Origin of the sequence: Streptomyces sp. ISL-100, from assembly GCF_018614615.1 — a bacterium.
In the GTDB taxonomy this organism is placed as follows: domain Bacteria; phylum Actinomycetota; class Actinomycetes; order Streptomycetales; family Streptomycetaceae; genus Streptomyces.
Window position 1 is genome coordinate 14,288 of the sequence record NZ_JAGGOK010000071.1, and the last position, 21,711, is coordinate 35,998.

Sequence of the window (21,711 nt, forward strand, 5' to 3'; positions counted from 1 at the left end):
ACGAGGGGGAGGATGTCAAGATGGCCAGGTTACGAGGCGGGGCGGGCGGGCGGCGGGGGCGGCGCGGCTGGAGGAGCTGCTGGCCGATCCCAGGAACGCACTGCCGCAGCCGCTCGCGGACCGGCTTCGGACCGTTCTGGAGAGGCGCCGAAACGCCGTGTGGGAACGGCTGGGTGCGGTGAACGAGGAGACCGGGGAATCGGCGGACGACACGTACCGGCGGCTCGCGGGGGAGATGATCGCCGCGGAACGGTCGGTCTTCGTGGAACTGCGGGACCAGCGGCGCATCGACGACGAGATGCTGCGCAGCCTGATGCGCAGGCTGGACCTGGAGGAGGCGGCGGCCTACCGGGCGGAGCCCGGCTGACCCGTGATCACTGCTGCGACGGTGGTGCCGGGCGGGAAGGCGCCGTCGGTGGCGAGGGTGGTCAGCCCGTACAGCATCTTGGCGACGTAGAGCCGCTCCACGGGCAGCCCGTGCCGGTCCTCGAAGTCCGCGGCGAATGCCTCGAGTTCCGGGGTGGTACGGGCGTATCCGCCGCAGTGGAAGCGGTCGTCCAGGGTCCAGGCGCCGACGGGGGCGCCGAAGGCGGCGTGCTGGAGCGCCCGTATCTCGTCACCGAGGAAGCCGCCCTTCAGCACCGGGAACCCGATGACGCGCTGCCCGGCCCCCAGGCCCGCCGCGAGCCCGGCGACAGTCCCGCCGGTCCCGGCGGCGACCCCGACGACATCGGCGACCCCGCGCAGCTCGCGCCCGAGCGCGACGCACCCCTGCACGGCGAGGGCGTTACTGCCCCCTTCGGGGACGACGTAGATGTCCCCCACCTCGCCCCTTCCCGCTGTGACATTTTGCGGCTCTGCCGCGTGGGGGCGCTGCCCCAGGCCCCACTCCTGAGCGGCAAATCCAGCCCGTCCAGGGGGTCCCTCCCATGCCCTTAAGGCTATGGGGGAGTTTGAGGACACGCCCGTAGGGCGTCCGTGTTGTCTGGGGGCTGGGGCTTGCCCCAGTTCGGGAAGGGGCGGGGTGGGGAAAAGACCCCGCGCAGCGGCAGCACTGGCCTGCGCCACGATCTCGGCCAGCACCTCCGGTTCCGCCTTCGCCCGGTACGTCGCCCGGTCCACGAAGTGCAGCCGCATGCCGTCCGCCACGCAGCGGGCGAGCGAGGGATTCAGGGGCCGGCCAGCCAGCTCGTCGCCCCGTACGACGCCGATCGTCGGGAAGCCCAGCAGCCGCCCGGCCGCAGCCGTAGCCCGCAGATGGTTCGAGTACGCGCCACCGAACGTCAGCACCGTACGCCCCGCCGCCGCCCACAGGTTCAGCTCCAGCTTGCGCCATTTGTTGCCCGGCAGGTCCGGGTGGATCAGATCGTCGCGCTTGAGCAGCAGCCGTACGCCGCGACGGGTGAAGCGCTCGTCCTCGGCCTGCCACAGCGGCGACGGCAGCCGCGGCCGCAGGCGGGAGAGGTCGAGCGCTTCGGGGGTCATGCATTTATTGTCGACGCAGGCGTCACTTCAGGCGTTCGTGGATACGCGCGCGCATCGCGTTCATCGAGAAGCCACGGGGGTCTATCTTCCCCGGCTGCCATTCGAGGTGGCCGATCACGGAACGCGAGTTCCACCCGTGGTGCCGGCAGACCGCGGCCGCCGCCCGCTCGATCGCTTCGAGCTGCGCCTCGGGCCACGGGTCCTCGCCGTCGCCGAGATTCTCGCACTCGAAGCCGTAGAAGTGCCGGTTTCCGTCAGTGTTGGATTCGTTGTCGGGCGGCAGCGCCCTCTCCGCGATGACGGCGCGCAGTACGTCGTCGTCGCCCAGCCCCGCGTGGTTGGCGCGGCCGTACCCGACCAGATGGATGGAGCCGCTCTTGGCGATCACGCCGTGGCAGAGCGGACCGGGGAGTCCCGGATAGCCGTCGCGGCAGATACGGACGGTTTTGGAGGTGCCAGAGGTGACGGTGTGGTGGATCATCACGCCGTGCACAGGGCCCCAGGGGCCCTTGTGGTTGCGGTTGTGCGTACGCCAGTCGCCGACCTGGACGACTTTGATGCCCTCGTCTCTCAGTACGTCGAGGAATCTGCTCGCGGACATGGGTGAGGCCATGGCCGCCTCCTTAGGTGAGTCGCGCATCATCTCGTACCGCTGCTTGTACCCGAACTCCGCTGCCACGACCACCTGTTCGGGTCGCGTGCGAGCCGATTCGGTCATCTTCCGCGCCGGCCCGTGGCCCTGAGGCCGTGCGACATGCCCCGCCTCCGGTGATCTAGTCACACTCGTTTGTGTAATGGCGCCCCGGCTCCCCCGACTGCAAGGGTTTTGACGCAAGGCAGCACATGATCGAGAGGGAGTCAGATGTCGGTCGAGGCAGGTTCCGAGATCCGCGAAGAACAGGCACAACCGCAGCAGAGTCTCGGTACGGCCGCCGCGCGGAACTTGGCCACCACCACCAAGTCCGCCCCGCAGATGCAGGAGATCACCTCGCGGTGGCTGCTGCGGATGCTGCCGTGGGTCCAGGTCCAGGGCGGTACGTACCGGGTGAACCGCCGACTCAGTTACTCCGTGGGCGACGGGCGCGTGACGTTCGTACAGACCGGGGAGCGCGTCCAGGTCATCCCCAACGAGCTGTGCGAACTGCCCGCGCTGCGCACCTTCGGCGACGACGCTGTCCTCAGCGAGCTGGCGCAGCGCTGCGCCCAGCGGGAGTACGCGGCCGGTGAAGTGCTGGCAACCGCTGGGGACGCTGCCGAAACGGTCTTCCTCCTGGCCCACGGCCGGATCGAGAAGGTCGGCGACGGCCCGTACGACGACGAGGCGGTGCTCGGCGTCCTCGCCGACGGGGCGTACCTCGGCGACCAGGCCCTCGTCGAGGAGAACGGCACCTGGGGGTACACGGCCCGCGCGCAGACCGCGTGCACCGTGCTGACCCTGTCGCGGCAGGACGTGCTGACGCTCGCCGACCGGGCGGAGTCGCTGCGCGACCACCTCGCGCGCGTACGTTCGCTGCCCCGCCAGCGCACCAACAAATACGGCGAGGCGCCCATCGACCTGTCCGCGGGCCACGTCGGCGAGGCCGTCGTCCCGCACACGTACGTCGACTACGACGCGGCGCCGCGCGAGTACGAGCTGAGCGTCGCGCAGACCGTGCTGAAGGTCCACAGCCGGGTGGCGGATCTCTACAACCAGCCAATGAACCAGACCGAGCAGCAGTTGCGGCTCACCGTCGAGGCGCTGCGCGAGCGCCAGGAGGACGAGCTCATCAACCACCGCGAGTTCGGGCTGCTCAACAACTGCGACTACGGGCAGCGCTTCCAGCCGCACGACGGTGTGCCCAGCCCCGACGACATGGACGAGCTGCTGTCGCGGCGGCGCGGCTCCAAGCTCTTCCTCGCTCACCCGCGCGCCATCTCCGCCTTCGGGCGCGAGTGCAACAAGCGGGGTCTGTACCCGGAGAGCATCGAGATCGGCGGCAGCCGGGTGCCTTCCTGGCGCGGTGTCCCGATCTTCCCGTGCAACAAGATCCCGGTGAGTGACGCCCGTACGACCTCGATCATCTGCATGCGTACGGGCGAGGCCGAGCAGGGCGTCGTCGGGCTCCAGCAGAGCGGCATCCCGGACGAGATCGAGCCGAGCCTGTCGGTGCGCTTCATGGGCATCGACGAGCAGGCGATCATCCGCTACCTGGTCACGGCGTACTACTCGGCGGCTGTGCTGGTGCCGGACGCGCTCGGTGTCCTGGAGAACGTCGAGATCGGCAGGTGGCGCTGAGCTGCCGGGCTCTCGCCAGGCGGGTCCGTGCCCCCGGCCGGAGGGCACCGTGCAAGCACAACCCTGGAGGAAGCGACCGTGACCATGACCAGAGCGGAAGCGGCCGCCACCGAGGGACACGAGGCGGTGGACCTCCTCGAACGGACCCGCAGCGTCGTCAACCCCCAACTGCGCACGGGCGTGGAGAGCCTGCCGGGGGCCATGCGGCGGATCGCGATGTACCACTTCGGCTGGGAACAGGCCGACGGCACCGCGGCCGCAGGACATGCGGGCAAGGCGATCAGGCCCGCCCTCGTCCTGGCCGCCACCCAGGCGCTCGGCGGGGACCCGGGCCTGGCTGTACGGGCGGCGGCCGCCGTGGAGCTCACGCACAATTTCACCCTGCTCCACGACGACGTCATCGACGAGGACGCGACCCGCAGGAACCGGCCCACCGCATGGGCGGTCTTCGGCGTACCGGACGCGATCGTCGCCGGGGACGCGATGTGCGCCCTCGCGCTGCGGCTGCTCGCCGAGGATCCGCACCCGGCAGCGGCCCGGGCGTCGGCGCGGCTCGCCGCCTGTGTCATCGAGCTGTGCGCGGGACAGCAGGCCGACTGTGAATTCGAACGGCGGGGGCCGCAGGAGGTGTCGCTGGACGAGTGTCTGACCATGGCCGAGGCCAAGACCGGAGCCCTGCTCGGGTGCGCGTGCGCGCTCGGCGCGCTCTACGCGGGCGCGGACGACGAGGAGGTCGCGGCCATGGACGCCTTCGGGAGGGAGGCCGGCCTGGCCTTCCAGCTCATCGACGACCTGATCGGGATCTGGGGCGACCCTTCCCACACGGGCAAACCGGCGGGCGCCGACCTGGCGGCCCACAAGAAGTCCCTCCCGGTGGTGGCGGCGCTGAGCTCGGACACCGAGGCCGCGGCCGAGCTCGCCGGCCTGTATGCGGGACCGCTGGACGGGGCCGCCGTGCACCGCGCGGCCGACGCCGTCGACCGGGCGGGCGGCAGGGACTGGGCGCAGGGGCACGCGGCGGACCGGATGGCCCGGGCCGTGCACCATCTGTCGCGGGCGGTGCCCGACCTGGGGGCGGCGGGGGACCTGCTCTCGCTCGCCGAGTTCGTCACCCGCAGAACACGCTGACCGGGGGAGCTGATGACGGCGGGCGCCCGGGAAAATCCGGGCGCCCGCCGACTCGCGTGGGGTCAACTCTAGGATCGATCACGTCAGTTCGGATGACAGATCCTGATCCTGGAGAGAAGAGGCCGGACCGTGGGCGTGGAGATACGACAGGCGGGGGAGAGCGATCGCGAGGCGCTCGTACGGCTGCTGGACGCGGCGTTCATGGACGACCCGGTGAGCAGCTGGGTCTTCCCCGACCGGGCCCACCGCGCCCGCGTGCACGGCACATTCCTCGGCGTCTTCCTCGACGTGGCCCTGAGCGAGGGACGGGTCGACGTAACCGAGGACGGATCGGCCACGGCCCTGTGGCTCCAGGTGCCGGCCGGGCTGCCGGAGGAGGAGGACGACACGCCGGCACGGATGAGGGAGACCGCCGATCCGGACAACGAACGCGCGGAGCTCGTCGGCCGGCTGACGGGCGAAGCGCATCCGCACGACCGGGCTCATGAGTATCTGCTGCTCATCGCCGTCTCCCCGGACCGCCAGGGCGAGGGGCTCGGCACGGCGCTGATCCAGCCGGTCCTCGACCGCTGCGACCGCGACGGCGTACCCGCCTACCTGGAGGCGAGCAGCGCGCGCAGCAGCAAGCTGTACGAGCGGCTCGGGTTTGCTTTCACCGGCCGTACGGTCGATCTGCCCGACGGGCCCCACATGTGGCCCATGTGGCGCGAGCCGAGTCTCATGCAGGCGGCAGCGAACGGCTGACCATCTTCTCGACCAGTGCGCCCAGTTCGTCCTCCGGGAGGATCCCGGGCAGGGTGAGGACTTCGAGCAGCAGGCCCGTCATGGCGAGATACAGCACCAGCACGTCGTCGGCTTCGCCCGGCAGTCCCGCGTCGAGGTGGAAGCGGATGTTGGCGTCGAGCGTGGCGCGGACGGCGGCGGTGAGTTCCGCCCGCAGGGCCGGGCGGCGGGTGGCTTCCAGGCGTAGTTCGAGCATGGCGAGGTAGCTGGTGCGCTCGTCCGTCTGCCGCTGTACGAGCCAGTGCATCAGCTCGGTGACCAGCTCGCGGGAGGGGGCGGGGCGCATGGCCTCGGCGACCCGTGCCGGGTCGGGCGTCATCCGTACGTAGATGTGGCGCCCGGCCTGGGTGAGCAGATCGTCGCGTCCGGTGAAGTAGTTGGACGCGGTGCCGGCCGGGCAGCCGGCCTCGGCGTCGACGGCGCGGAACGTCAGCCCGCGCGCGCCTTCGCGTGCGAGCACCTCGATCGCGGCGTCGACCAGAGCGGTCCTTCGCTCGGGATTACGGGCCATCGGACACTTCCCAACTCCCCTTTTGAGAAAGGGGCTTGCACAACCACTACAGGTGAAGCGCTATAGCCGTCGTGGTTGCGCGAGGGTGCATGATCCCCCGCCCCCCTTGTCTTCCAAGCAGAGGATCAGTTTGCGCAAGCTCACCTATTACGTCGGTATGTCCATCGACGGCTTCATCGCGGCGCCCGACGGCGCCGTCGAGTTCTATCCGCTGAGCGAGTCCTTCATGAAGGACTTCCTCATTGGCGAGTATCCGGACTGTCTTCCCACCCATGTGCGACAGCACCTGGGCGTGGACGCCCTGGAGAACAAGCACTTCGACACGATTCTCCAGGGGCGCGTCTCGTACGACGCGGCCCTGGAGCTCGGGATCACGAGCCCGTACAAACATCTGCGCCAGTACGTCGTGTCGCGCAGCGTCGACAAGTCGATCGACCCCGATGTCGAGGTCATCTCCGGCGATGTCGCCGCCAAGGTCCGCGAACTCAAGCAGGAGGACGGCCTCGGCATCTACCTGGCGGGCGGGGCGAATCTCGCGGGGCAGCTGCTGGAGGAGATCGACGAGCTGGTCGTCAAGGTCTACCCGATCGCGACCGGTTCGGGCGTCCCCGTGTTCTCCGCCGAGTTCGGCGTGTTCGACTTCATGCTCGAATCGAGCCGGACCTTCGACAACGGGACCATTGTCCTGACGTACAGCAAGAAGCGGTGACCGAGGGACTGTTCGGGGCATGCGCCCGAACGGGCTAAAGTCCGGCCCATGACAGGAGAGCCATGGGCCGGCTGGTACCGCGACCGCAAGGGTTCCGTCGCCGTCACCATCACGGCGGACGGGCAGCGGCTGCGCACCCGCATCAGGGGAGTCGACTTCGAGGGCGACAGCTTCGACGCGCTCGAACCGGTGGCCGGGCTGCCGTCCGAGGGCGGGGGGTTCGCGCTGTCGGGCGGATCGCTGTGCGACTGCGTACTCGAGTGGGACATCCCGATGCCGGTGTACGCCGACGGGCGGGTGCACCGGGCCACTTTGAGCTGCCTGCTCGCGCTCGGGAAGCCGCTTCACGGGGGTGCGATTGATCGCGAACACCTGTCGCTGACGCTGCACTTCGACGGGGCGGCGTACGAGTCGGAGCGGGCGGAGCACGACTTCGAGCACGCGCTGAAGGTGATTCAGCGGCGGCTGCCGGCCGGTGCGTATCTGCGGTCCTGCATCTCGTGCGCCTTCTCCGACTACCACCCGGCGGGTGGCGGGCTGTTCGGCAATCTTGCCTGCTTCCGGGGTGCGAAGGACGAGTACCGGGCGGTCGAGGGCAAGGACGCGCTGCTCGGGCTGTGGGACGTGCGGTCCGGGTTCGTGCAGGAGACGTGGGCGTGCGCGGACTTCGAGCGCCGGCCGGGGGAGGGGCCGGGGACGGGCTTTCGCGGTGCGTTTCCGTATGTGCGGGAGGGGTCGGCGGACCCGGTGTCCGCGGAGGCGGTGGGCTAGCCAGGCCCTGCGGGTCCGCTCTTCCCGTTCCAGCAGGACGATGCCCCGTACGCGCAAGACCGCTCCCCTTGTTGCCGGTTGGGGGGGGCGACTGCACGTGTACGGGGCATCCGGGCATCCGGGAGGCGGGGGTCAGGAGGCCGGTGCGAAGCCGTTCTGCCAGAGCTGGTTGACGCGGTTGCGCTCGCGCTGGTCCGGGGTGGCGTTCTGGCAGGAGGTGCCGGGGCCGCCGCCGGACATCAGCTCGCTGCACGGGCCCGAGTAGTGGTCGGGCAGGCCCAGCACGTGGCCGGTCTCGTGGGAGGTGACGCGGGTCGAGTTGTACTGCTGGTTCTGGCGGTAGTCGAGGAAGATGTAGCCGCTGCCGTGGCCGTCGGTGCTGGCGTACGAGCCGCGGGGGTCATTGCCCTCACGGTAGACGAAGTCCGGGTTCGAGCCTTCCTGGAGCTTCACGTTGGTGACGGAGCTGTTCCAGATCTGGGTGCTCCTGGCTATCTGGGTGCGGAAGGTCGGCGCGTTCGCCGCGGAGTAGACGACGGTGACAGCCAGCGCGCCCGGGTTCGCGGCGCGTTTCTCGGCGACCGACTTCTTCACGGCGTCGAAGAAGGCCTTGTTGGCGGCGGCGTTCTCCTTGGACTTCTCGTACGAGATGTATGAGTTGTGCGGGGCTGAAGGCGTCGCGGTCGCGGGTGCGGCGCCGAGCGTCGCGGCGGCGAGGCCGAGGCCGAGGGCGGTGGTGAGAAGGGTTCTGCGGTGTCGCGTGGTCATGTGGGGGGCTCCTACTCGTTCCGTTCATGTCAAACGGCTGGGTAGGGAGAGTGTCCGGCGCGCGGACCGGCCGCGGATGATGTCAGCCGGTGATAGCGCGAGCGCATCACCTCGGCCAACTCGCCTTGAATCAGAGGTGATTCCTGCGCTTATGGCGTCTGGTGTGGTCCCTGCGAACCGCCTTAGGGTCGGGGCATGGAGCTCGAGGTCAGGCACCTTCGTGCGTTGTGCGCCATCGCCGACACCGGCAGCCTGCACAAGGCCGCCCGTACGCTCGGAATGAGCCAGCCCTCGCTGACCACGCAGCTCCGCCGCATCGAGAACTCGCTGGGCGCCGAACTGTTCTCGCGCGAGCGCACCGGCTGCCGGCCGACGCCGCTGGGGCGTGCGGTACTCAGCAGGGCGCGTCCGATCGTGGAACAGATGAGCGCGCTCGTGGCCGACACGAGGGCGGCCGCGGCACGTTCCCTGGAAGGCCCGCAACTGCGTATCGGAGCGACCGCCAGCCGCGTCATCGGCGGGTGGCTACGCAGGCTCCGTACGCGGCTGCCGGAGACCGACACCTCCCTCCATGTCGACGTATCGGCCCGTACGCTGCTCCGGCTGCTCGCGGCCGGCCAGCTCGATGTCGCCTTCGTGCACGAGGTGGAGGGGTCGGCGCTACGGGTGCCCGACGGGCTCGAACAGCGCGTACTGGTCGAGCGCGAGCCGCAGTTCATCGCAATGTCACGGGACCATCCGGCGGCAGGCCGGTCCGTGGTCGAGCTCGCCGACCTGGCCACCGACCGGTGGATGGTCGACCCTGCAGTGGACGGCGAATGGGATGGCGTGCAGCGCGTCTTCGGCGCCTCCGGCCTCAATCCGCCCGTCCTGCGGGGGGATTACCACACCGCCACGTCCCTGATCGTGATGGGCGAGGCCGTCGCACCCTGCCAGCCGACGTCCGGGCCCCGCGACGACATGGCGATCCGGCCACTGCGGGGCGATCCGCTCGCCGTACGGCTGCTGCTGGTGTCGCGGCCGGGGTTTGCCGACGCGGCAGCGGTATACGCCGATCTGGAGGCGGCGTACCGCGACGCGGCGATGCGGGCACCCGGATACCGGCAGTGGCTGCTGCGCAACGAGAGCCCGCTGCTGGCGGGAAGCGCGGTGGCATGACGTACGGGGAGCGGGTTACGCGCCTGTCCTGATGAGGCGCCTAGCCTCCTCTCGGGCATGTGCGACCGCGTCCTTGAAGATGCCGAGGCCGTGCGCGACGAGAGCCCCTTCGTGGAGCAGCATGAGCGTACGCCCGAGCCGGTCGGCGCCGGCCCGGCTCCGGTGCCCGTCGATGCCCCTCGCCAGGTCGGTGAAGAGCGCGAGCATCCACTTCTTCTGGCCCGTGATGATCGCGTACGCCGGATGGGACGGATCACTGATCTCGGCGTGGGCGTTGACCATGCTGCACCCCTTGGGGCTGTTCTCCTCCATCCATGCCCGGGAAGCGTCGAATACGGCGAGGATCCTTTCCGCGGGTCGCTCTTCGGACTTCAGCCGCTCGGCGAGGAAGGCCCGCCAGCGCTCGTCACGGGCGGCCAGGTATTCCACGACGATCTGTTCCTTGGAGCCGAAGCGGTCGTACAGCGTCTTCTTCGTGACGCCCGCTTCGGCGGCGATCAGGTCGACCCCCACGGCATGGATGCCGCGCTCGTAGAAGAGCCGCGAGGCGGCGTCCAGGGCGCGCTGCGCGCCGGGGGTCATGGCGATGCGGCGGGGCTCCACGGTGCTGCTGCTCATGCCCGTCAGTATACCGATCTGTATAGTCGTTAGTGGGTAGACCGACCTGTATACCTGATGGGAGGGGTGGCCCCGTATGAACGTTCTGAAGAACGTCCTGCTCTCCGCCGCATTCGTACTCTGCTGGAGTTCCGGTTTCATCGGCGCGAAGCTCGGTGCGGGAAGCGCCGACGCGGTGACGATCCTGATGTGGCGCTTCCTACCGCTCGCCCTCGTCCTGGCCGTCGTCGCCGCCACCCTCATCAGGGCCGCGTGGCGTGGTCTGACGGCCCGCGCCCTGCTCCGCCAGGCGGCGATAGGCGCGCTCTCCCAGAGCGGTTACCTGCTCACCGTCTACTACGCGATCCAGCTGGGCGTTTCCAGCGGCACGACCGCCCTGACAGACGGCACCCAGCCGCTCGTCGCGGGTGCGCTCGCGGGTCCGCTCCTTCACCAGTACGTCTCGGCCCGGCAGTGGCTCGGGCTGTGCCTCGGCGTGGCCGGCGTCGCGGCCGTCACGCTGGCCGACGCGGGGGCCGTCGACGGCGTCGTTCCGTGGGCGTACGCGATTCCGTTCCTCGGCATGCTCTCTTTGGTGGCGGCGACGTTCCTCGAAGGCCGTTCCCGTGCACCGGTCGCACCCTCGGTCGCTATGACCGTCCACTGCGCCACGAGTGCCGTCGTCTTCACCGCCCTGGCGGCGGCCTCCGGAGCGGCGCTGCCGCCCGCCGAACCGTCGTTCTGGCTCGCGATCAGCTGGCTCGTGGTCCTCGCCACCTTCGGCGGGTACGGCCTGTACTGGCTCGTCCTGCGGCGCTCCGGGGTGACCGCGGTCAACACGCTCATGTTCCTGATGGCGCCGGTCACCGCGGTCTGGGGCGCGCTGATGTTCGGCGAGCCCTTCGGCCCGCAGACCGCCGCCGGTCTGGTGGCCGGCCTGGCCGCCGTCGTGATCGTCCGCAGCGATGGTGCCAATGGCCGTACGAAGGAATGCTCCCCGGCCGCGGTCCATTGACGCTGTAGGGGGCGGTCGCCTCCGCCGTCCGACAGGGACGTACGACGCAGCAGCAAAGGACCTCCTCCATGACCCCAGCAATCGCCGTCACCGGAGCGAGCGGCCGGATCGGTGGACGGGTCGCGCGCCGTCTCGCCGGCGCCGGCGTCTCCCAGCTCGTCCTCGGCCGCGACCCCGCCCGACTGCCGGACCTGCCCGGCGCGGTCAAGGCGCCGCCCGCTTCCTACGGCGACGCGCAGGCGATGCGCGCCGCCGTGGACGGTGCCGGGACGCTCTTCCTCGTCTCCGCGCACGAGAACCCGGACCGGGTGCGCGGGCACAAGACGGCCGTGGACGCGGCCGTCGCGGCGGGCGTCGAGCGGATCGTGTACGTGTCGTTGCTGGGTGCCGCGGCGGACGCGACGTTCACCTTCGCCCGCGACCACTGGCACACGGAGCAGTACATCCGCTCCACCGGCGTGCGCCACACCTTCCTGCGCGACAGCTTCTACCAGGCCGCGCTCCCCGCCATGACGGGCAAGGACGGCGTCATCCGCGGCCCGGGCGGCGAGGGACGCGTGTCAGCAGTCGCGCACGAGGACATCGCGGACGCGGCAGCCGCCGTACTCCTCGCCGAGCTGGAGGACCTCGACAGTCACGACGGCGCCACGTACGAGCTGACCGGTCCCCAGGCCCTGTCGTTCGCCGAGATCGCGGAGGAGCTGAGCCGGGCCACGGGCCGCGAGATCACCTACGTACCCCAGACGCCTGAGGAGGCATACGCCTCACGGGAGCGGTACAACGCCGAGCCGTGGGAGGTCCAGGGCTGGGTGACGTCGTACGAGGCCATCGCGAAGGGTGAGATGGAAACCGTCTCCGACGCCGTGCCCCTCCTCACCGGCCGCCCGGCGACCTCCTTCGCCGACTTCCTCGGCGAAAACCCGGACAGCTACCGCCACTTGGTTCGTTAAGGTCCGTGACTATGACGACGCGGATGCGGGTGGACTCGGCCGAGCGCAGGGCACGGCTGGCGTGGCGGCACCGGCTGGCCGTGGAGGCAAGGTCGGACGACCCGGTGGAGGTCGCTCGCGACCTGGTGGCGCTGCACGGCACCGACCCGTCGTCCGTTCATCTCGGCGCGCTGGTACGGATGCGGGCGGGCGGCGTCGCGGACGTCGAAGGCGCGCTGTACGAGGACCGCTCGCTGCTGCGGCTGCTCGGCATGCGCCGCACGGTGTTCGTCACCTCCCTCGACGTCGCGCCCGTCATCCAGGCGGCGTGCTCGCGCGCGGTGGCCGTGCGCGAGCGCCGCAATCTGGCGGGGTTCCTGGCGGAGACGGGGGTCGCCGCCGGCGCGGCCGGCATCGAGGAGTGGCTTGCCGGGGCCGAGCGGGCCGCGCTCGACGCGCTGGAGGCCGGGGGCGAGATCACAGCGGCGGAACTGGCGGCCGCCGACCCCCGGCTGAGCACCGAGATCGTACTGTCCAAGGGCAAGTCCTACGAAGGCCGCCAGAAGGTCGCCAGCCGGCTGCTGCTCCTGCTCGCCGCCGAAGGGCTCGCGGTACGGGGCAGGCCGCGCGGATCGTGGACGTCCCACCAGTACCGCTGGTCACCGCTGACCCGGTGGTGTCCGGACGGCCTGGCCGAACTGGACACCCAAGAGGCCGAGACAGACCTGGCCAGGCGCTGGCTGCGCACGTTCGGTCCCGGCACGGCGGACGATCTGCGCTGGTGGACGGGCTGGACCAAGACGCGGGTCAAGCGCGCTCTGGCCGAACTCCGCACGGTCGAGGCCGACCTGGAGGGCGGCGGCACCGGCCTGCTGCTCCCCGACGACCTCGAGCCGACGCCCGCCCCCGCGCCGTGGGCCGCGCTGCTGCCCGCCCTCGACTCGACGCCGATGGGCTGGCACGCACGCGACTGGTACCTCGGCGAGCACGACTCCCGCCTCTTCGACCGCGCGGGCAACATCGGCCCCTCCGTGTGGTGGAACGGCCGGATCGTCGGCGGCTGGGCCCAGGACGCCACCGGCGAGATCGTCTGCCGCTACCTGGAGGACGTGGGCCGGGACGCCGAGGCCGCCGTACGCGCGGAGGCCGAGCGTCTTGCCCCGCTGCTGACGGGTGTACGCCTGACTGCGCGTACGCGGGGCAAGACGTGGCTGGAAGAGGAGCTGACCGCCTGACGCCGGTCGCGCCGGTCGCGTCAGAGGGCCAGCTCGTAAGTGATCTCCTCCGTCGGGCACTCCACCACCATGTTCTGTAGCGCCGCCAGCTCGGCCGAATCCACCGACAGCTTCCAACGCCCCTTCACCGCCGCCCACTCGGCGATGTACCGGCAGTCCGCACTGTCGTCGGACGGCTCCCACCGCGCCGGATCCCGGTCACCCTTCAGGCGCTTCTCGCTGGCGGTCACAGCGGCGAGCACTCTCGGGTCGGCCATGTCGTTCGCGTACCGCTCCCGCTCCTCATCGGTCCACGCCCACGCACCGCTGCGCCACGCCTCAGCCGGCGGCACCAGGTGGTCGACGTCGAGGGACCCGGCGCCGGAGTGGTCCTTCTTGTCGTAGTACGAGTGCCAGGCGCCGCCCGTGATGGTGCACCACCGGTCGACGGCGGGCGGCGTGGTCGCCTCCGCGATGAGTACCTCTGCCCGCGTGCTGCAACCGTCCTGGTCCGGGTCGGTCCAGTGCTTGAACTTGCCGATGCTGTACCCGGCGCTGTCCTCGGCGGCGACGGGCAGATTTTCGATGGCTTTCTCGACCGTGGTACTGACCGTGTCACCGGGCGCGGCGTCGGCACCCGGCGCCGCCCCGACGACAACTGTGGTGGCGATAAGGAGTGTTGACACCAGGAAACTGAGCTTGCGCATACGGATCCCTCCATCTCGTACGGACGGACCAGTACTAGCGACACCTGTCATCCGGACACGCCGCAGAGTCCGTACAGATCACCCGCACGGGGTCATCCGACGTGGTGGGCACTCGACGGCCGGCCGCTCGCCGGGTTGCCGGGGTGGTGGTTCTCACTCGTGCGAGTGGATCTAGGCGTCCAGCAGGCGCAGCCCGGCAAGCCGTAATGCCTCCCTTGTGGTGGCGGCGATGAAGCTGTCGCCGAACGCTCCAGGACAGCCGCTCCTCCTCCGAGGTCCGGGCCGGAGCGGCGGGTACGAGAGGTACCCGCGACGGGATACCGCCGCCACGAAGGTCACTGGACGAACGTCGCTGCGACTGGCTGCGGAATGATGAGAGGCTGAATGGACAGCATGTCCATGTCGATGTCCGTGTCCCTGTTCATTTCTGGACTGCGAAGAACGCTGGGGCGAGCCGGTGAACAAGCCTGCCGGCGGCGCGTCGGCCGGGCCGGGGTGGCGGCCTCGGCGGGCTTCGCGCTCGTACTGGCCCTGCCCGGATCCGCGGCGGCCGCGCCTGGCGACCTGGACGCCACGTTCGGCGGCGGCGACGGCAAAGTCATCAGCGACGTCCTCTACGTCGAAGACAGTCAGGACGTGGCACTGCAGTCCGACGGCAAGATCGTCACCATCGGGAGCGGCTTCAACTTCGACGGGCCCAACGACTTCGTGCTGATTCGCTACAACACCGATGGCACCGTGGACACCGGCTTCGGCGCCGGCGGCACGGTGCTGGTCGACTTCGGCGACCTCACCAACGACGAGGGCCAGGATGTGGCGGTGCAGTCCGACGGCAAGATCGTCGCGGTCGGCCGCAGCGATGCGCCCGACGGCAGGGGCTTGTTCGCGCTGGCCCGCTTCAACACCGACGGCAGCCTGGACACCACCTTCGGCGACGGTGGCAAGGTGGTCACCGATTTCGGAACCGGCGGCAGCGCGGCCGCGTACGCGGTAGCGGTGCAGTCCGGCGGCGGGATTGTGGCCGCCGGAGGGCTCAACGGCGATTTCGTGGTGGCTCGCTTCAACGCCGATGGCAGCCCGGACACCGGATTCGGCGACAACGGCGCGGTACGTACGCCCTTCGCACGCGGCGGCGCGTCGGTCTTCGACCTGGCGGTGCAGTCCGACGGCACCATTGTCGCCGCCGGTCATGCCGGGTACGTCCCCAACGACTACGCCCCCGATTTCGCGTTGGCCCGCTACAACGCCGATGGCAGCCTGGACACCGGCTTCGGCGGTGACGGCACGGTCACTACGTCCTTCAACGGGGAAGACACGGCTCGCGGGGTGGCGGTGCAGTCCGACGGCAGAATCATCGCCGTCGGGAACGGCGCCGGCGATTTCGCGCTGGCTCGCTACAACGTCGACGGCAGCCTGGACACGAGCTTCGACGGTGACGGCAAGGTGACCACCGACTTCGGCACCTTCGACGCCCGCGCCTTCGACATGGCGCTGCAGTCCGACGGCAAGGTCGTCGCCGCCGGCGGCGCCGTCGGCAACTGGGCGGTGGCCCGCTACAACACCAATGGCAGCCTGGACACCGGTTTCGGCGGTGGCGACGGCAAGGTGACCACCGACTTCGAAGGCAACTGGGACGAAGCCCGCGGTGTGGCACTGCAGTCCGACGGCAAGATCGTCGTCTCCGGTAATGCCAGCGACAATCACGCGGTGGCCCGCTACTTGGGCGCCGGGGGCTCCACCCCGCCGCCCCCGGCCGGCGTGGACGTATCGGTCACGAAGAGTGGTACGAGCACCGTCAGCATCGGTGACCGGGCAACGTACACCGTGCGGGTGACCAACACCGACGACGACACGTTCGCCACCGGTGTCTCCCTGACCGACAGCGTCGCCGGAGCCGTTGCGACGCTGGTGTCGGCCATGCCCAGCCAGGGCACCTGCACCACCACAACCACCGTCAGCTGCTCCCTGGACTCCCTGGCCCCCGGCGCGAGCGCGACGGTGACCGTGGTCGCCGAACCGAGGTCCACCGGCACCCTCACCAACACCGCCAGGGCCGACGCGGCGGAAACCGATCCGGTGACGGTCAACGACACCGCGACGGCGACCACGACCGTGAACAACTCCCGTGGCTGCACCATCATCGGCACCAGCGCCGCCAACACCATCACCGGCACCAGCGGCAACGACGTGATCTGCGGCCTCGGCGGCAACGACACCATCCGAGCGGCCAACGGCTACGACACCGTCTACGGCAACTACGGAAACGACTGGATCGACGGCGGCTACGGCAACGACACGCTGAACGGCGGCTACGGCAGCGACACGCTGAACGGCAGTTACGGCAACGACCGGCTCAACACCGTCGACAACGTCTCCGGCAACGACACCGCCAACGGCGGCCCCAACTCCGACACCTGCACCACTGACCCGGGCGACACCCGCACCAGCTGCCCGTAAAAGGGCACACCCCGCCCAGCCGCCACCAGAGCCCCCGAACAGGGCCCTGGTGGCGGCTTTACTGATGCCCGAATTAATCCGAAGACACGAGCGAACCGCGGGCGGCAGCATGTTGTCCGTGACGGTGACGATGACGCGACGAGATTTCCTAGCTGTGGCGCCGCAGCGCACCCCGACCCGGGAGCTGCTCGCGGTGGCGGCCAGGCGCCGGGGGACGGACGTCGAGGTCCTTCCTTCCCCTGGCGGTGCGCGGGCAGTGGGTCAGCAACGCCCGGGCGGCCACTACTACGGCGGGCCAGTTTTCGCGGTGGTTGTCGCCGACGAACTCGGGGTAGCGCTCCTGGAACCGGCCGACGAATGGCTGTCCACCCTCCCCAGAGAGTTCACCAGGCGCGAGATCGCCCTGACGACCCTGGGCGCGGCGCGACATCTGTCGCACCCCGCGTTCGTCAAACCGCCGAGCGACAAGAGCTTCCCGGCCGATGTATACGCCGACGGCAGCGCCTTGCCCACAGGGCCGGAGCTCTCACCGGACATTCCCGGTGCAGATCGGCGAAGTGGTGATCTGGGCGGCGGAGTTCCGACTCTTCATCCTGGACGGCGAGGTACGGACCGGCTCGCAGTACGCCACCTTCGGACGCCTCGACGCGGCGCGACTGAAAGGGCACCCTCACCAAAACCCGGTCCTGGAATTCGCGGAACGCCTGCTTGCCACCTGCGCCCGTACGCTGCCCAGCGCGGTGGTGGTGGACGTGGGACTCTTGGGCGGTCCCACGGGGGACTGGGCAGTGGTCGAGGCAAACATGGCCTGGTTCAGCAGCTGCTACGCCGCCGACCCAGACCGGGCCCTGGACGTCGTCCTGCGTTCCGCCGGCCCACGGTCGAGGCCGCCCGACCGGGACCGCCCGTTCTGGCGGAACGTTCTGGCGTAACCGGCAGAGCGGCGAAGGGGCCCGGCCGGATCACCGGTCGGGCCCCTTCGATTCGCGTCCTCACCTGCGTAAAGGCGTCTCGCGTTGACTGGCGATGGGGTGCGACGGTCCTGATCGGGTGCCTGCGGACTGTGTGCGGACTGCGGGTGCGCCGCTTAGCCGCCTGTCTGATGCGGAGCGCTGGTCCAGAAGGATCGGGCTTTTCGGAGGAGGTCCTTCGCGGCATCTCCGTACGCGGCTCCTTCGCGTAGCAGATCGAACGCCTTCTGGTAGAGGTCAAGTTCGCTCTGCTCGGTAATGTCCAGGGCCGAAGAGACCAGCTCCACGTGGGCCCTGTCCGCCTGGCCGTAGATGTTGAAGGCATGGACGGGGAACATGTCCACCTGCGCCGTGGCAGGCAGGATCCCCAGCGTGACGGAGGGCAGGTCGATATCGCGGAGGAGACGGACGACCTGTGCCTGCATGACCTCGGGCCCGCCGACGTTCGTGTAGAGCGCCTGCTCGCCGAGGATGACGTCGTAGTGGTGCTCGCCGTCGTACAGAACCTGTTGTCGCTCCATGCGCTTGGCGACCCCGGACGGCACATCGTCGGGGACGCCGAGGAAGCTGACTACCTGCCCCAGGATCACGGTGGCGTACGCCTCGGTCTGGAGGGTTCCCCAGATCATGGTGGGCACGTATGCCCGGCCCGCTCGCGTGGCCTGATACCAGCCGATCACGTCATCCTGCACCGCTTCCGTACCGGTGGACAGGCGCTCTTGCCACGGGACTGAATTCGTCACCGCATCCCTCCTGAGGCATGCCGCCAGGGCGGCTGCCGATAGGTCGTAACGCGCGTCAGAGATCGCGTGGTGCTTTCCGATCCTGGTTCCCAGCGGCCTTGGTGCGCTCGCCTACTTCCAGCCGTTCAGCGCCCGTCGTAACGAGGCGTTTGGGGCTTGCGGTGCTCGCCGGGTCCTGGGCCGAGAGGTTTGGGCGCCGGCCCAGGAACGGGGGAGGTGCCCGCAGTGTCCGGGTGGAGGATGCGCTGTGCTTCTGCCAGGTTCGACGCGATGGTGTGCAGCTCCCAGGCATGGCCATTCCATCTCTCGATGACGCGGGGCGCATCGGGATCTACATGGGAGCCCTTCGGGCCTTCGCCGCAGGTGACCGGCGCGGCGCGGAGTCGGCCGATCTTCGCGTCACGGCGCTCCACCCAGCTCGACAGCGGCTCGTCGTCCATCGCGCTTCCCTACGGCTCGGCGGTTGTTCTCCCAGGAGGGTAGTGGCCCTCGCTTGCCCCGGTGGTCAGGCGAGACGGTGCTGCCAGCGCAGTGCCGGGTTGTCGCCGATCCAGTACGTGTGGGCCTTGGCGGTGATGTGGAGCTGTACGGCGGTGATGTCGGGGCTTCCCGCGTCCTGCCATACGGTGAGCGCCTGCTCGATGTCGTCCCACAGGGCTACGGGGCCTCCCTGCCGGATGGTCCAGTCTTCGCCGTCAGAGCTGAATTCGGCGAAGGACTCGCGCTCCGGATCGAAGACGTACAGGAGTTGGGCGCCGTCGCTCGTTACGGCGGCGCGGACGAACTGTGCGCCGGGGGCGGCGAGCTGGGCGAGGAAGGCGGGCATCCATTCCTCCAGCATGGAGGGCGCCACCTTCGCCTCCCGCTCGCTGTCGGCGTAGGCGGTGCGGGCGGACAGGTCGCCGGTCACCGGCACCAAGGCTTCGGATCGTGCCTGCATGAACGATGAGCGGCCGATGATTCGGCCCTCGGCGGTACCGTCCTCGCCGACGGTGACCTTCGCGAGGCCGGTGCCGTAGGACCATGCGCCGCCGACGGTGGCCAGGATGGTCCCGCCAGGCTTGGTCTGCCTGATCCAGGTGTAGGGGATACGGCGGACGGCGCAGGTGGCGATCACTCGGTCGTACGGAGCGCGGCGCGGGTGTCCGAGGAGCCCGTCCCCGGTTACGGTCCATGTCGAGAACCCGGCTGTTTCCAGCGCGGCATCTGCACGGGCCGCCACCGCCGGGTCCACCTCGATCGTCGTGACGTTGTCTTCGCCGAGGCGGTGGCACATCAGCGCGGAGGAGTAGCCGGTACCTGTGCCGATCTCTAGGACGCGGTGCCCGTCCTCCACGTCGAGGTGCTCGATCATGTCGACGACGGTGACCGGAGTGGTGGACGAAGAGGTGGGCGAGCCCGCGACGAGATCAGTGGTCTGGTCTGCGGTCAGGTGTCCGTCGAGCTGGGTGGTCAGGGACTGGTCGCTGTAGGCGATCTGGGCCCACTCCGCAGGATCGGTTCCTACTGCGGTGACCGGCCGCCATCGCACGCCGTCCACGGTCAGGAACACCCCTGGGTTCAGGAAGAGCTCCCGGGGTACGGCCTCCACTGCGGCTCGCCACTGGGGTGTTCTGAGGACGCCGGCTTTCTCCAGCCGGTCGGCGAGGGCACGCCGCTCGGGCGCGGTATCGGTCATGGGGAGACTCCTCGTGTCAGCAGGTCAGCGAATGCGGCGGACATCTTCAATCCGGTCTTCTCCTCCAGCCACGCCCATTGGCCGTTCGGATTCAGCTCCAGCCACCAGTAGTCACCGGCCCGGTCCATGGCGAGGTCAAAGCTCCCGGACACCAGCCCGAAGTGGTCCAGGTAGGCGAGGAGTGCCTTGCCCACGCGGTCGGGCAGGTCTACCACGGTGTAGGAGAGGGCGGAGTAGTCCTTGCGCCAGTCCAGCAAGCCGGAGTGGATCCGTACGGCGAACACGTGCGGGCCGACCACCAACACCCGCACGTCGGCGACCTTGTCCACGCGGGCCTGGAACAGGTGCGGCGTCACGCGCAAGCTGTCATCGATCTCGGCGGCCGTGACCGGCTCCGCCCACCCGGTCACCGGAACTCCGTCTCGCTCGTACGGGGTCCACCGAAGCGTCTTGTAGATCACCTGACCGTGGGCGGCGATGAACTCCCGGGCGTCGACCGGATCGTTGGTCACGAGCGTCGGTGGGACGGTAAGGCGGAGGCGCTGGGCAAGGGCGAGCTGAGCGGGCTTGTAGTCGGCGGCTGCGTTGCGGAGTGGATGGTTGACCCACAGCGGACCGTCGAGGGCGTAGAGCGTGCCCCCGAGCCCGTAGCGGACCTGCGCAGCCGCGAACCGCGCATCGTTGTCGCCCAGGTGCTGGAAGGTGGGCCAGACAGGGCGGCGCCAGTACGCCGCCCGTAATTGGGCCAGGTCGGTGGTTCTCGACGGGGTACGGACCTGCCCGGCCAGGGGCCGGGCAGGTGCCGAACCGAGCCGAGACCGTCAGGTCTGCGCCGATGTCGGCGGGGTTGAACCTGACCACCGGCACACTTCGCCGGTTGAGTTCGGTGATGACCATGTCGGCCGTGATGTCGTCCGCCTCGGTAGCCACCAGGACCGGCCTCTTCTCGGTCGCGTTCATCAGTCCTGATGGCTGTCCTGGTCGTGGCCCTGGTCGGGCGCGGAGTCGGAGTTCGTGGTCGTCGAGGTCTCGGTGCCCGAGCTGGTGCCGTGCTTGCCCATCTCGACCACCTGGCCCAGGCGGTCGCGGAACTCGCCGATCTGCGTGAGGGGATCGATGGAGACGGTGGCGTGCGGACGGTGCACGGTGGCCGGGTACGGCGCGAGTCGGCCCGCGCCCCAAGGGCGGGCGGGAGTGAGCTGTTCAGCGGAACTGGTCACGAAGGCTCCTCTGGGTGAGGTTCGGATGGTCAGGTGGTGTAGGGCGCGGCGTTACGCCGTCGCATTCGTTGTCCCCTTCGGGGTGTCGAGGACGAGGCGGGCCCAGACGGTCTTGCCGATCGGGTGGCGGTCGTGGTGGCCGGTCTCCTCGGCGAGTGCGGCGACCAGGAGCAGGCCACGGCCGCCTTCGTCGTCCTCGCCGGCCTCGACGGGGTGGGGCGGTGTGCGGCTGGCGTCGGAGACCTCGACGAGGCAGTGCGGTCCGTCGGCGGTCAACCGGACCTCGAAGAGATGTCCGCGTCTGCCGCCGTGCTCGACGGCGTTGGCCGACAACTCCCCGCACACGAGGACCACCCGGTCGATGTCGTCCGGGCCGTACCTCCAGCCCGTGAGCATCTTGGCGACGAGGTCGCGGACGAGGGGGACACACCGGCGGACCGGGCTGAACTGCATCTGCCATCGCTGGGCGGCGGCTTGTCGGTCGTACGTGGTCATCGCGTGCATCGCGTCCCCTCGTCGCGGGCGGGCTGTGGGGTACGAGTCCACCGCTACGGCGATCACAGGTTCAGGTCACAGTGATTACCCAACGTGG

At 69.7% G+C, this 21,711-nt stretch carries 21 protein-coding genes and 3 pseudogenes; 12 read left to right on the top strand and 12 right to left on the bottom strand.

What is annotated here, in order from left to right:
* Nucleotides 1-43 precede the first annotated feature (43 nt).
* A pseudogene (locus J7E89_RS30665) lies at nt 44-367 on the top strand (Na+/H+ antiporter); the annotation flags it as partial.
* Here J7E89_RS30665 and J7E89_RS41295 read toward each other — a convergent pair.
* Both J7E89_RS41295 and J7E89_RS30680 read right to left on the bottom strand, forming a co-directional pair.
* On the bottom strand, nt 346-1,485 hold the full coding sequence (locus tag J7E89_RS41295) for a 1-aminocyclopropane-1-carboxylate deaminase/D-cysteine desulfhydrase (RefSeq protein WP_251061330.1): 1,140 nt from the start codon (nt 1,483-1,485) through the stop codon (nt 346-348). The pseudogene J7E89_RS30665 and the gene J7E89_RS41295 sit on opposite strands and share 22 nt — an antisense overlap.
* A gap of 22 nt (nt 1,486-1,507) precedes the next feature.
* Nucleotides 1,508-2,098, bottom strand: coding sequence for an N-acetylmuramoyl-L-alanine amidase (locus tag J7E89_RS30680; protein ID WP_214977993.1), 591 nt, complete (start codon nt 2,096-2,098; stop codon nt 1,508-1,510).
* A gap of 249 nt (nt 2,099-2,347) precedes the next feature.
* Between J7E89_RS30680 and J7E89_RS30685 the strand changes: the two genes are divergently transcribed.
* The 3 genes from J7E89_RS30685 to J7E89_RS30695 all read left to right on the top strand — a co-directional run bounded on the left by J7E89_RS30685 (nt 2,348) and on the right by J7E89_RS30695 (nt 5,632).
* Nucleotides 2,348-3,760: a family 2B encapsulin nanocompartment shell protein gene (locus J7E89_RS30685; protein ID WP_214977863.1), complete on the top strand. Its 1,413-nt coding sequence runs from the start codon at nt 2,348-2,350 to the stop codon at nt 3,758-3,760.
* A gap of 84 nt (nt 3,761-3,844) precedes the next feature.
* On the top strand, nt 3,845-4,888 hold the full coding sequence (locus tag J7E89_RS30690) for a family 2 encapsulin nanocompartment cargo protein polyprenyl transferase (protein WP_214977995.1): 1,044 nt from the start codon (nt 3,845-3,847) through the stop codon (nt 4,886-4,888).
* Between the two features lie 129 nt (nt 4,889-5,017).
* Complete coding sequence (locus J7E89_RS30695) at nt 5,018-5,632, top strand: N-acetyltransferase (RefSeq protein WP_214977865.1); 615 nt, start codon at nt 5,018-5,020, stop codon at nt 5,630-5,632.
* On the opposite strand, the gene J7E89_RS30700 is transcribed toward J7E89_RS30695, so the two are convergent.
* Complete coding sequence (locus J7E89_RS30700) at nt 5,607-6,182, bottom strand: TetR/AcrR family transcriptional regulator (RefSeq protein ID WP_214977867.1); 576 nt, start codon at nt 6,180-6,182, stop codon at nt 5,607-5,609. The genes J7E89_RS30695 and J7E89_RS30700 overlap by 26 nt on opposite strands.
* A 130-nt stretch (nt 6,183-6,312) precedes the next feature.
* Here J7E89_RS30700 and J7E89_RS30705 point away from each other — a divergent pair, with 130 nt between their 5' ends.
* Together J7E89_RS30705 and J7E89_RS30710 are read left to right on the top strand one after the other, a co-directional pair.
* A complete protein-coding gene (locus tag J7E89_RS30705; protein WP_214977869.1) occupies nt 6,313-6,891 on the top strand; it encodes a dihydrofolate reductase family protein in 579 nt (192 codons plus the stop codon).
* Between the two features lie 48 nt (nt 6,892-6,939).
* Nucleotides 6,940-7,662 (top strand): DUF6304 family protein, encoded by a 723-nt coding sequence (locus J7E89_RS30710; RefSeq protein ID WP_214977871.1) that lies wholly within the window; start codon nt 6,940-6,942, stop codon nt 7,660-7,662.
* A gap of 132 nt (nt 7,663-7,794) precedes the next feature.
* Here the strand turns inward: J7E89_RS30710 and snpA are convergent, their stop codons facing one another.
* Entirely contained in the window at nt 7,795-8,430 is a 636-nt protein-coding gene (gene snpA / locus J7E89_RS30715) for a snapalysin (protein WP_214977873.1), read from the bottom strand.
* Nucleotides 8,431-8,625: 195 nt separating this feature from the next.
* Between snpA and J7E89_RS30720 the strand changes: the two genes are divergently transcribed.
* A complete protein-coding gene (locus J7E89_RS30720) occupies nt 8,626-9,588 on the top strand; it encodes a LysR family transcriptional regulator (protein WP_214977875.1) in 963 nt (320 codons plus the stop codon).
* Between the two features lie 15 nt (nt 9,589-9,603).
* Here J7E89_RS30720 and J7E89_RS30725 read toward each other — a convergent pair whose 3' ends face one another.
* Nucleotides 9,604-10,206 carry a TetR/AcrR family transcriptional regulator gene (locus J7E89_RS30725; protein ID WP_251061331.1) on the bottom strand — a complete coding sequence of 201 codons (603 nt, stop codon included), beginning with the start codon at nt 10,204-10,206 and terminating at the stop codon, nt 9,604-9,606.
* 76 nt (nt 10,207-10,282) lie between these two features.
* Between J7E89_RS30725 and J7E89_RS30730 the strand changes: the two genes are divergently transcribed.
* From J7E89_RS30730 to J7E89_RS30740, 3 genes are all read left to right on the top strand, one after another.
* Nucleotides 10,283-11,200, top strand: a complete 918-nt coding sequence (locus J7E89_RS30730) for a DMT family transporter (protein WP_214977877.1) — start codon at nt 10,283-10,285, stop codon at nt 11,198-11,200.
* Nucleotides 11,201-11,268: 68 nt separating this feature from the next.
* On the top strand, nt 11,269-12,150 hold the full coding sequence (locus J7E89_RS30735) for an NAD(P)H-binding protein (protein ID WP_214977879.1): 882 nt from the start codon (nt 11,269-11,271) through the stop codon (nt 12,148-12,150).
* Nucleotides 12,151-12,161: 11 nt separating this feature from the next.
* Nucleotides 12,162-13,364 carry a winged helix DNA-binding domain-containing protein gene (locus J7E89_RS30740; protein WP_214977999.1) on the top strand — a complete coding sequence of 401 codons (1,203 nt, stop codon included), beginning with the start codon at nt 12,162-12,164 and terminating at the stop codon, nt 13,362-13,364.
* A gap of 20 nt (nt 13,365-13,384) precedes the next feature.
* On the opposite strand, the gene J7E89_RS30745 is transcribed toward J7E89_RS30740, so the two are convergent.
* On the bottom strand, nt 13,385-14,050 hold the full coding sequence (locus J7E89_RS30745) for an HNH endonuclease family protein (protein ID WP_214977881.1): 666 nt from the start codon (nt 14,048-14,050) through the stop codon (nt 13,385-13,387).
* Between the two features lie 384 nt (nt 14,051-14,434).
* Here J7E89_RS30745 and J7E89_RS30750 point away from each other — a divergent pair, with 384 nt between their 5' ends.
* Both J7E89_RS30750 and J7E89_RS42490 read left to right on the top strand, forming a co-directional pair.
* Nucleotides 14,435-16,507: a calcium-binding protein gene (locus J7E89_RS30750; protein ID WP_251061332.1), complete on the top strand. Its 2,073-nt coding sequence runs from the start codon at nt 14,435-14,437 to the stop codon at nt 16,505-16,507.
* Nucleotides 16,508-16,637: 130 nt separating this feature from the next.
* Nucleotides 16,638-17,439, top strand: a pseudogene (locus J7E89_RS42490) (ATP-grasp domain-containing protein).
* Between the two features lie 155 nt (nt 17,440-17,594).
* Here J7E89_RS42490 and J7E89_RS30760 read toward each other — a convergent pair.
* The 6 genes and pseudogenes from J7E89_RS30760 to J7E89_RS30785 form a co-directional block, all read right to left on the bottom strand.
* On the bottom strand, nt 17,595-18,221 hold the full coding sequence (locus J7E89_RS30760; RefSeq protein WP_214977883.1) for a DUF5753 domain-containing protein: 627 nt from the start codon (nt 18,219-18,221) through the stop codon (nt 17,595-17,597).
* 125 nt (nt 18,222-18,346) lie between these two features.
* The gene (locus J7E89_RS30765; protein ID WP_214977884.1) at nt 18,347-18,661 is read right to left on the bottom strand and encodes a DUF6087 family protein; all 315 of its coding nucleotides are present in this window, start codon (nt 18,659-18,661) and stop codon (nt 18,347-18,349) included.
* Nucleotides 18,662-18,726: 65 nt separating this feature from the next.
* Nucleotides 18,727-19,899 (bottom strand): ATP-grasp peptide maturase system methyltransferase, encoded by a 1,173-nt coding sequence (tgmC, locus tag J7E89_RS30770; RefSeq protein WP_214977886.1) that lies wholly within the window; start codon nt 19,897-19,899, stop codon nt 18,727-18,729.
* Nucleotides 19,896-20,859, bottom strand: a pseudogene (gene tgmB / locus J7E89_RS30775) (ATP-grasp ribosomal peptide maturase). The gene tgmC and the pseudogene tgmB overlap by 4 nt, the downstream one beginning before the upstream one ends.
* Entirely contained in the window at nt 20,859-21,119 is a 261-nt protein-coding gene (gene tgmA, locus J7E89_RS30780; RefSeq protein ID WP_214977888.1) for a putative ATP-grasp-modified RiPP, read from the bottom strand. Before tgmA ends, tgmB begins: the two are co-directional and overlap by 1 nt.
* Before the next feature lie 51 nt (nt 21,120-21,170).
* On the bottom strand, nt 21,171-21,623 hold the full coding sequence (locus tag J7E89_RS30785) for an ATP-binding protein (protein ID WP_214977890.1): 453 nt from the start codon (nt 21,621-21,623) through the stop codon (nt 21,171-21,173).
* Nucleotides 21,624-21,711: the final 88 nt, after the last annotated feature.

Bases quoted from the DNA above. Each gene is read 5' to 3' on its own strand.
- J7E89_RS30685 (WP_214977863.1), top strand. From the start codon at position 2,348: ATGTCGGTCGAGGCAGGTTCCGAGATCCGCGAAGAACAGGCACAACCG.
- J7E89_RS30700 (WP_214977867.1), bottom strand. From the start codon at position 6,182: ATGGCCCGTAATCCCGAGCGAAGGACCGCTCTGGTCGACGCCGCGATC.
- J7E89_RS30710 (WP_214977871.1), top strand. From the start codon at position 6,940: ATGACAGGAGAGCCATGGGCCGGCTGGTACCGCGACCGCAAGGGTTCC.
- J7E89_RS30720 (WP_214977875.1), top strand. From the start codon at position 8,626: ATGGAGCTCGAGGTCAGGCACCTTCGTGCGTTGTGCGCCATCGCCGAC.
- J7E89_RS30740 (WP_214977999.1), top strand. From the start codon at position 12,162: ATGACGACGCGGATGCGGGTGGACTCGGCCGAGCGCAGGGCACGGCTG.
- J7E89_RS30745 (WP_214977881.1), bottom strand. From the start codon at position 14,050: ATGCGCAAGCTCAGTTTCCTGGTGTCAACACTCCTTATCGCCACCACA.
- J7E89_RS30785 (WP_214977890.1), bottom strand. From the start codon at position 21,623: ATGCACGCGATGACCACGTACGACCGACAAGCCGCCGCCCAGCGATGG.
- J7E89_RS30690 (WP_214977995.1), top strand. From the start codon at position 3,845: ATGACCAGAGCGGAAGCGGCCGCCACCGAGGGACACGAGGCGGTGGAC.
- snpA (WP_214977873.1), bottom strand. From the start codon at position 8,430: ATGACCACGCGACACCGCAGAACCCTTCTCACCACCGCCCTCGGCCTC.
- J7E89_RS30730 (WP_214977877.1), top strand. From the start codon at position 10,283: ATGAACGTTCTGAAGAACGTCCTGCTCTCCGCCGCATTCGTACTCTGC.
- J7E89_RS30750 (WP_251061332.1), top strand. From the start codon at position 14,435: ATGGACAGCATGTCCATGTCGATGTCCGTGTCCCTGTTCATTTCTGGA.
- J7E89_RS41295 (WP_251061330.1), bottom strand. From the start codon at position 1,485: ATGACCCCCGAAGCGCTCGACCTCTCCCGCCTGCGGCCGCGGCTGCCG.
- J7E89_RS30680 (WP_214977993.1), bottom strand. From the start codon at position 2,098: ATGGCCTCACCCATGTCCGCGAGCAGATTCCTCGACGTACTGAGAGAC.
- J7E89_RS30765 (WP_214977884.1), bottom strand. From the start codon at position 18,661: ATGGACGACGAGCCGCTGTCGAGCTGGGTGGAGCGCCGTGACGCGAAG.
- J7E89_RS30735 (WP_214977879.1), top strand. From the start codon at position 11,269: ATGACCCCAGCAATCGCCGTCACCGGAGCGAGCGGCCGGATCGGTGGA.
- tgmC (WP_214977886.1), bottom strand. From the start codon at position 19,899: ATGACCGATACCGCGCCCGAGCGGCGTGCCCTCGCCGACCGGCTGGAG.
- J7E89_RS30725 (WP_251061331.1), bottom strand. From the start codon at position 10,206: ATGAGCAGCAGCACCGTGGAGCCCCGCCGCATCGCCATGACCCCCGGC.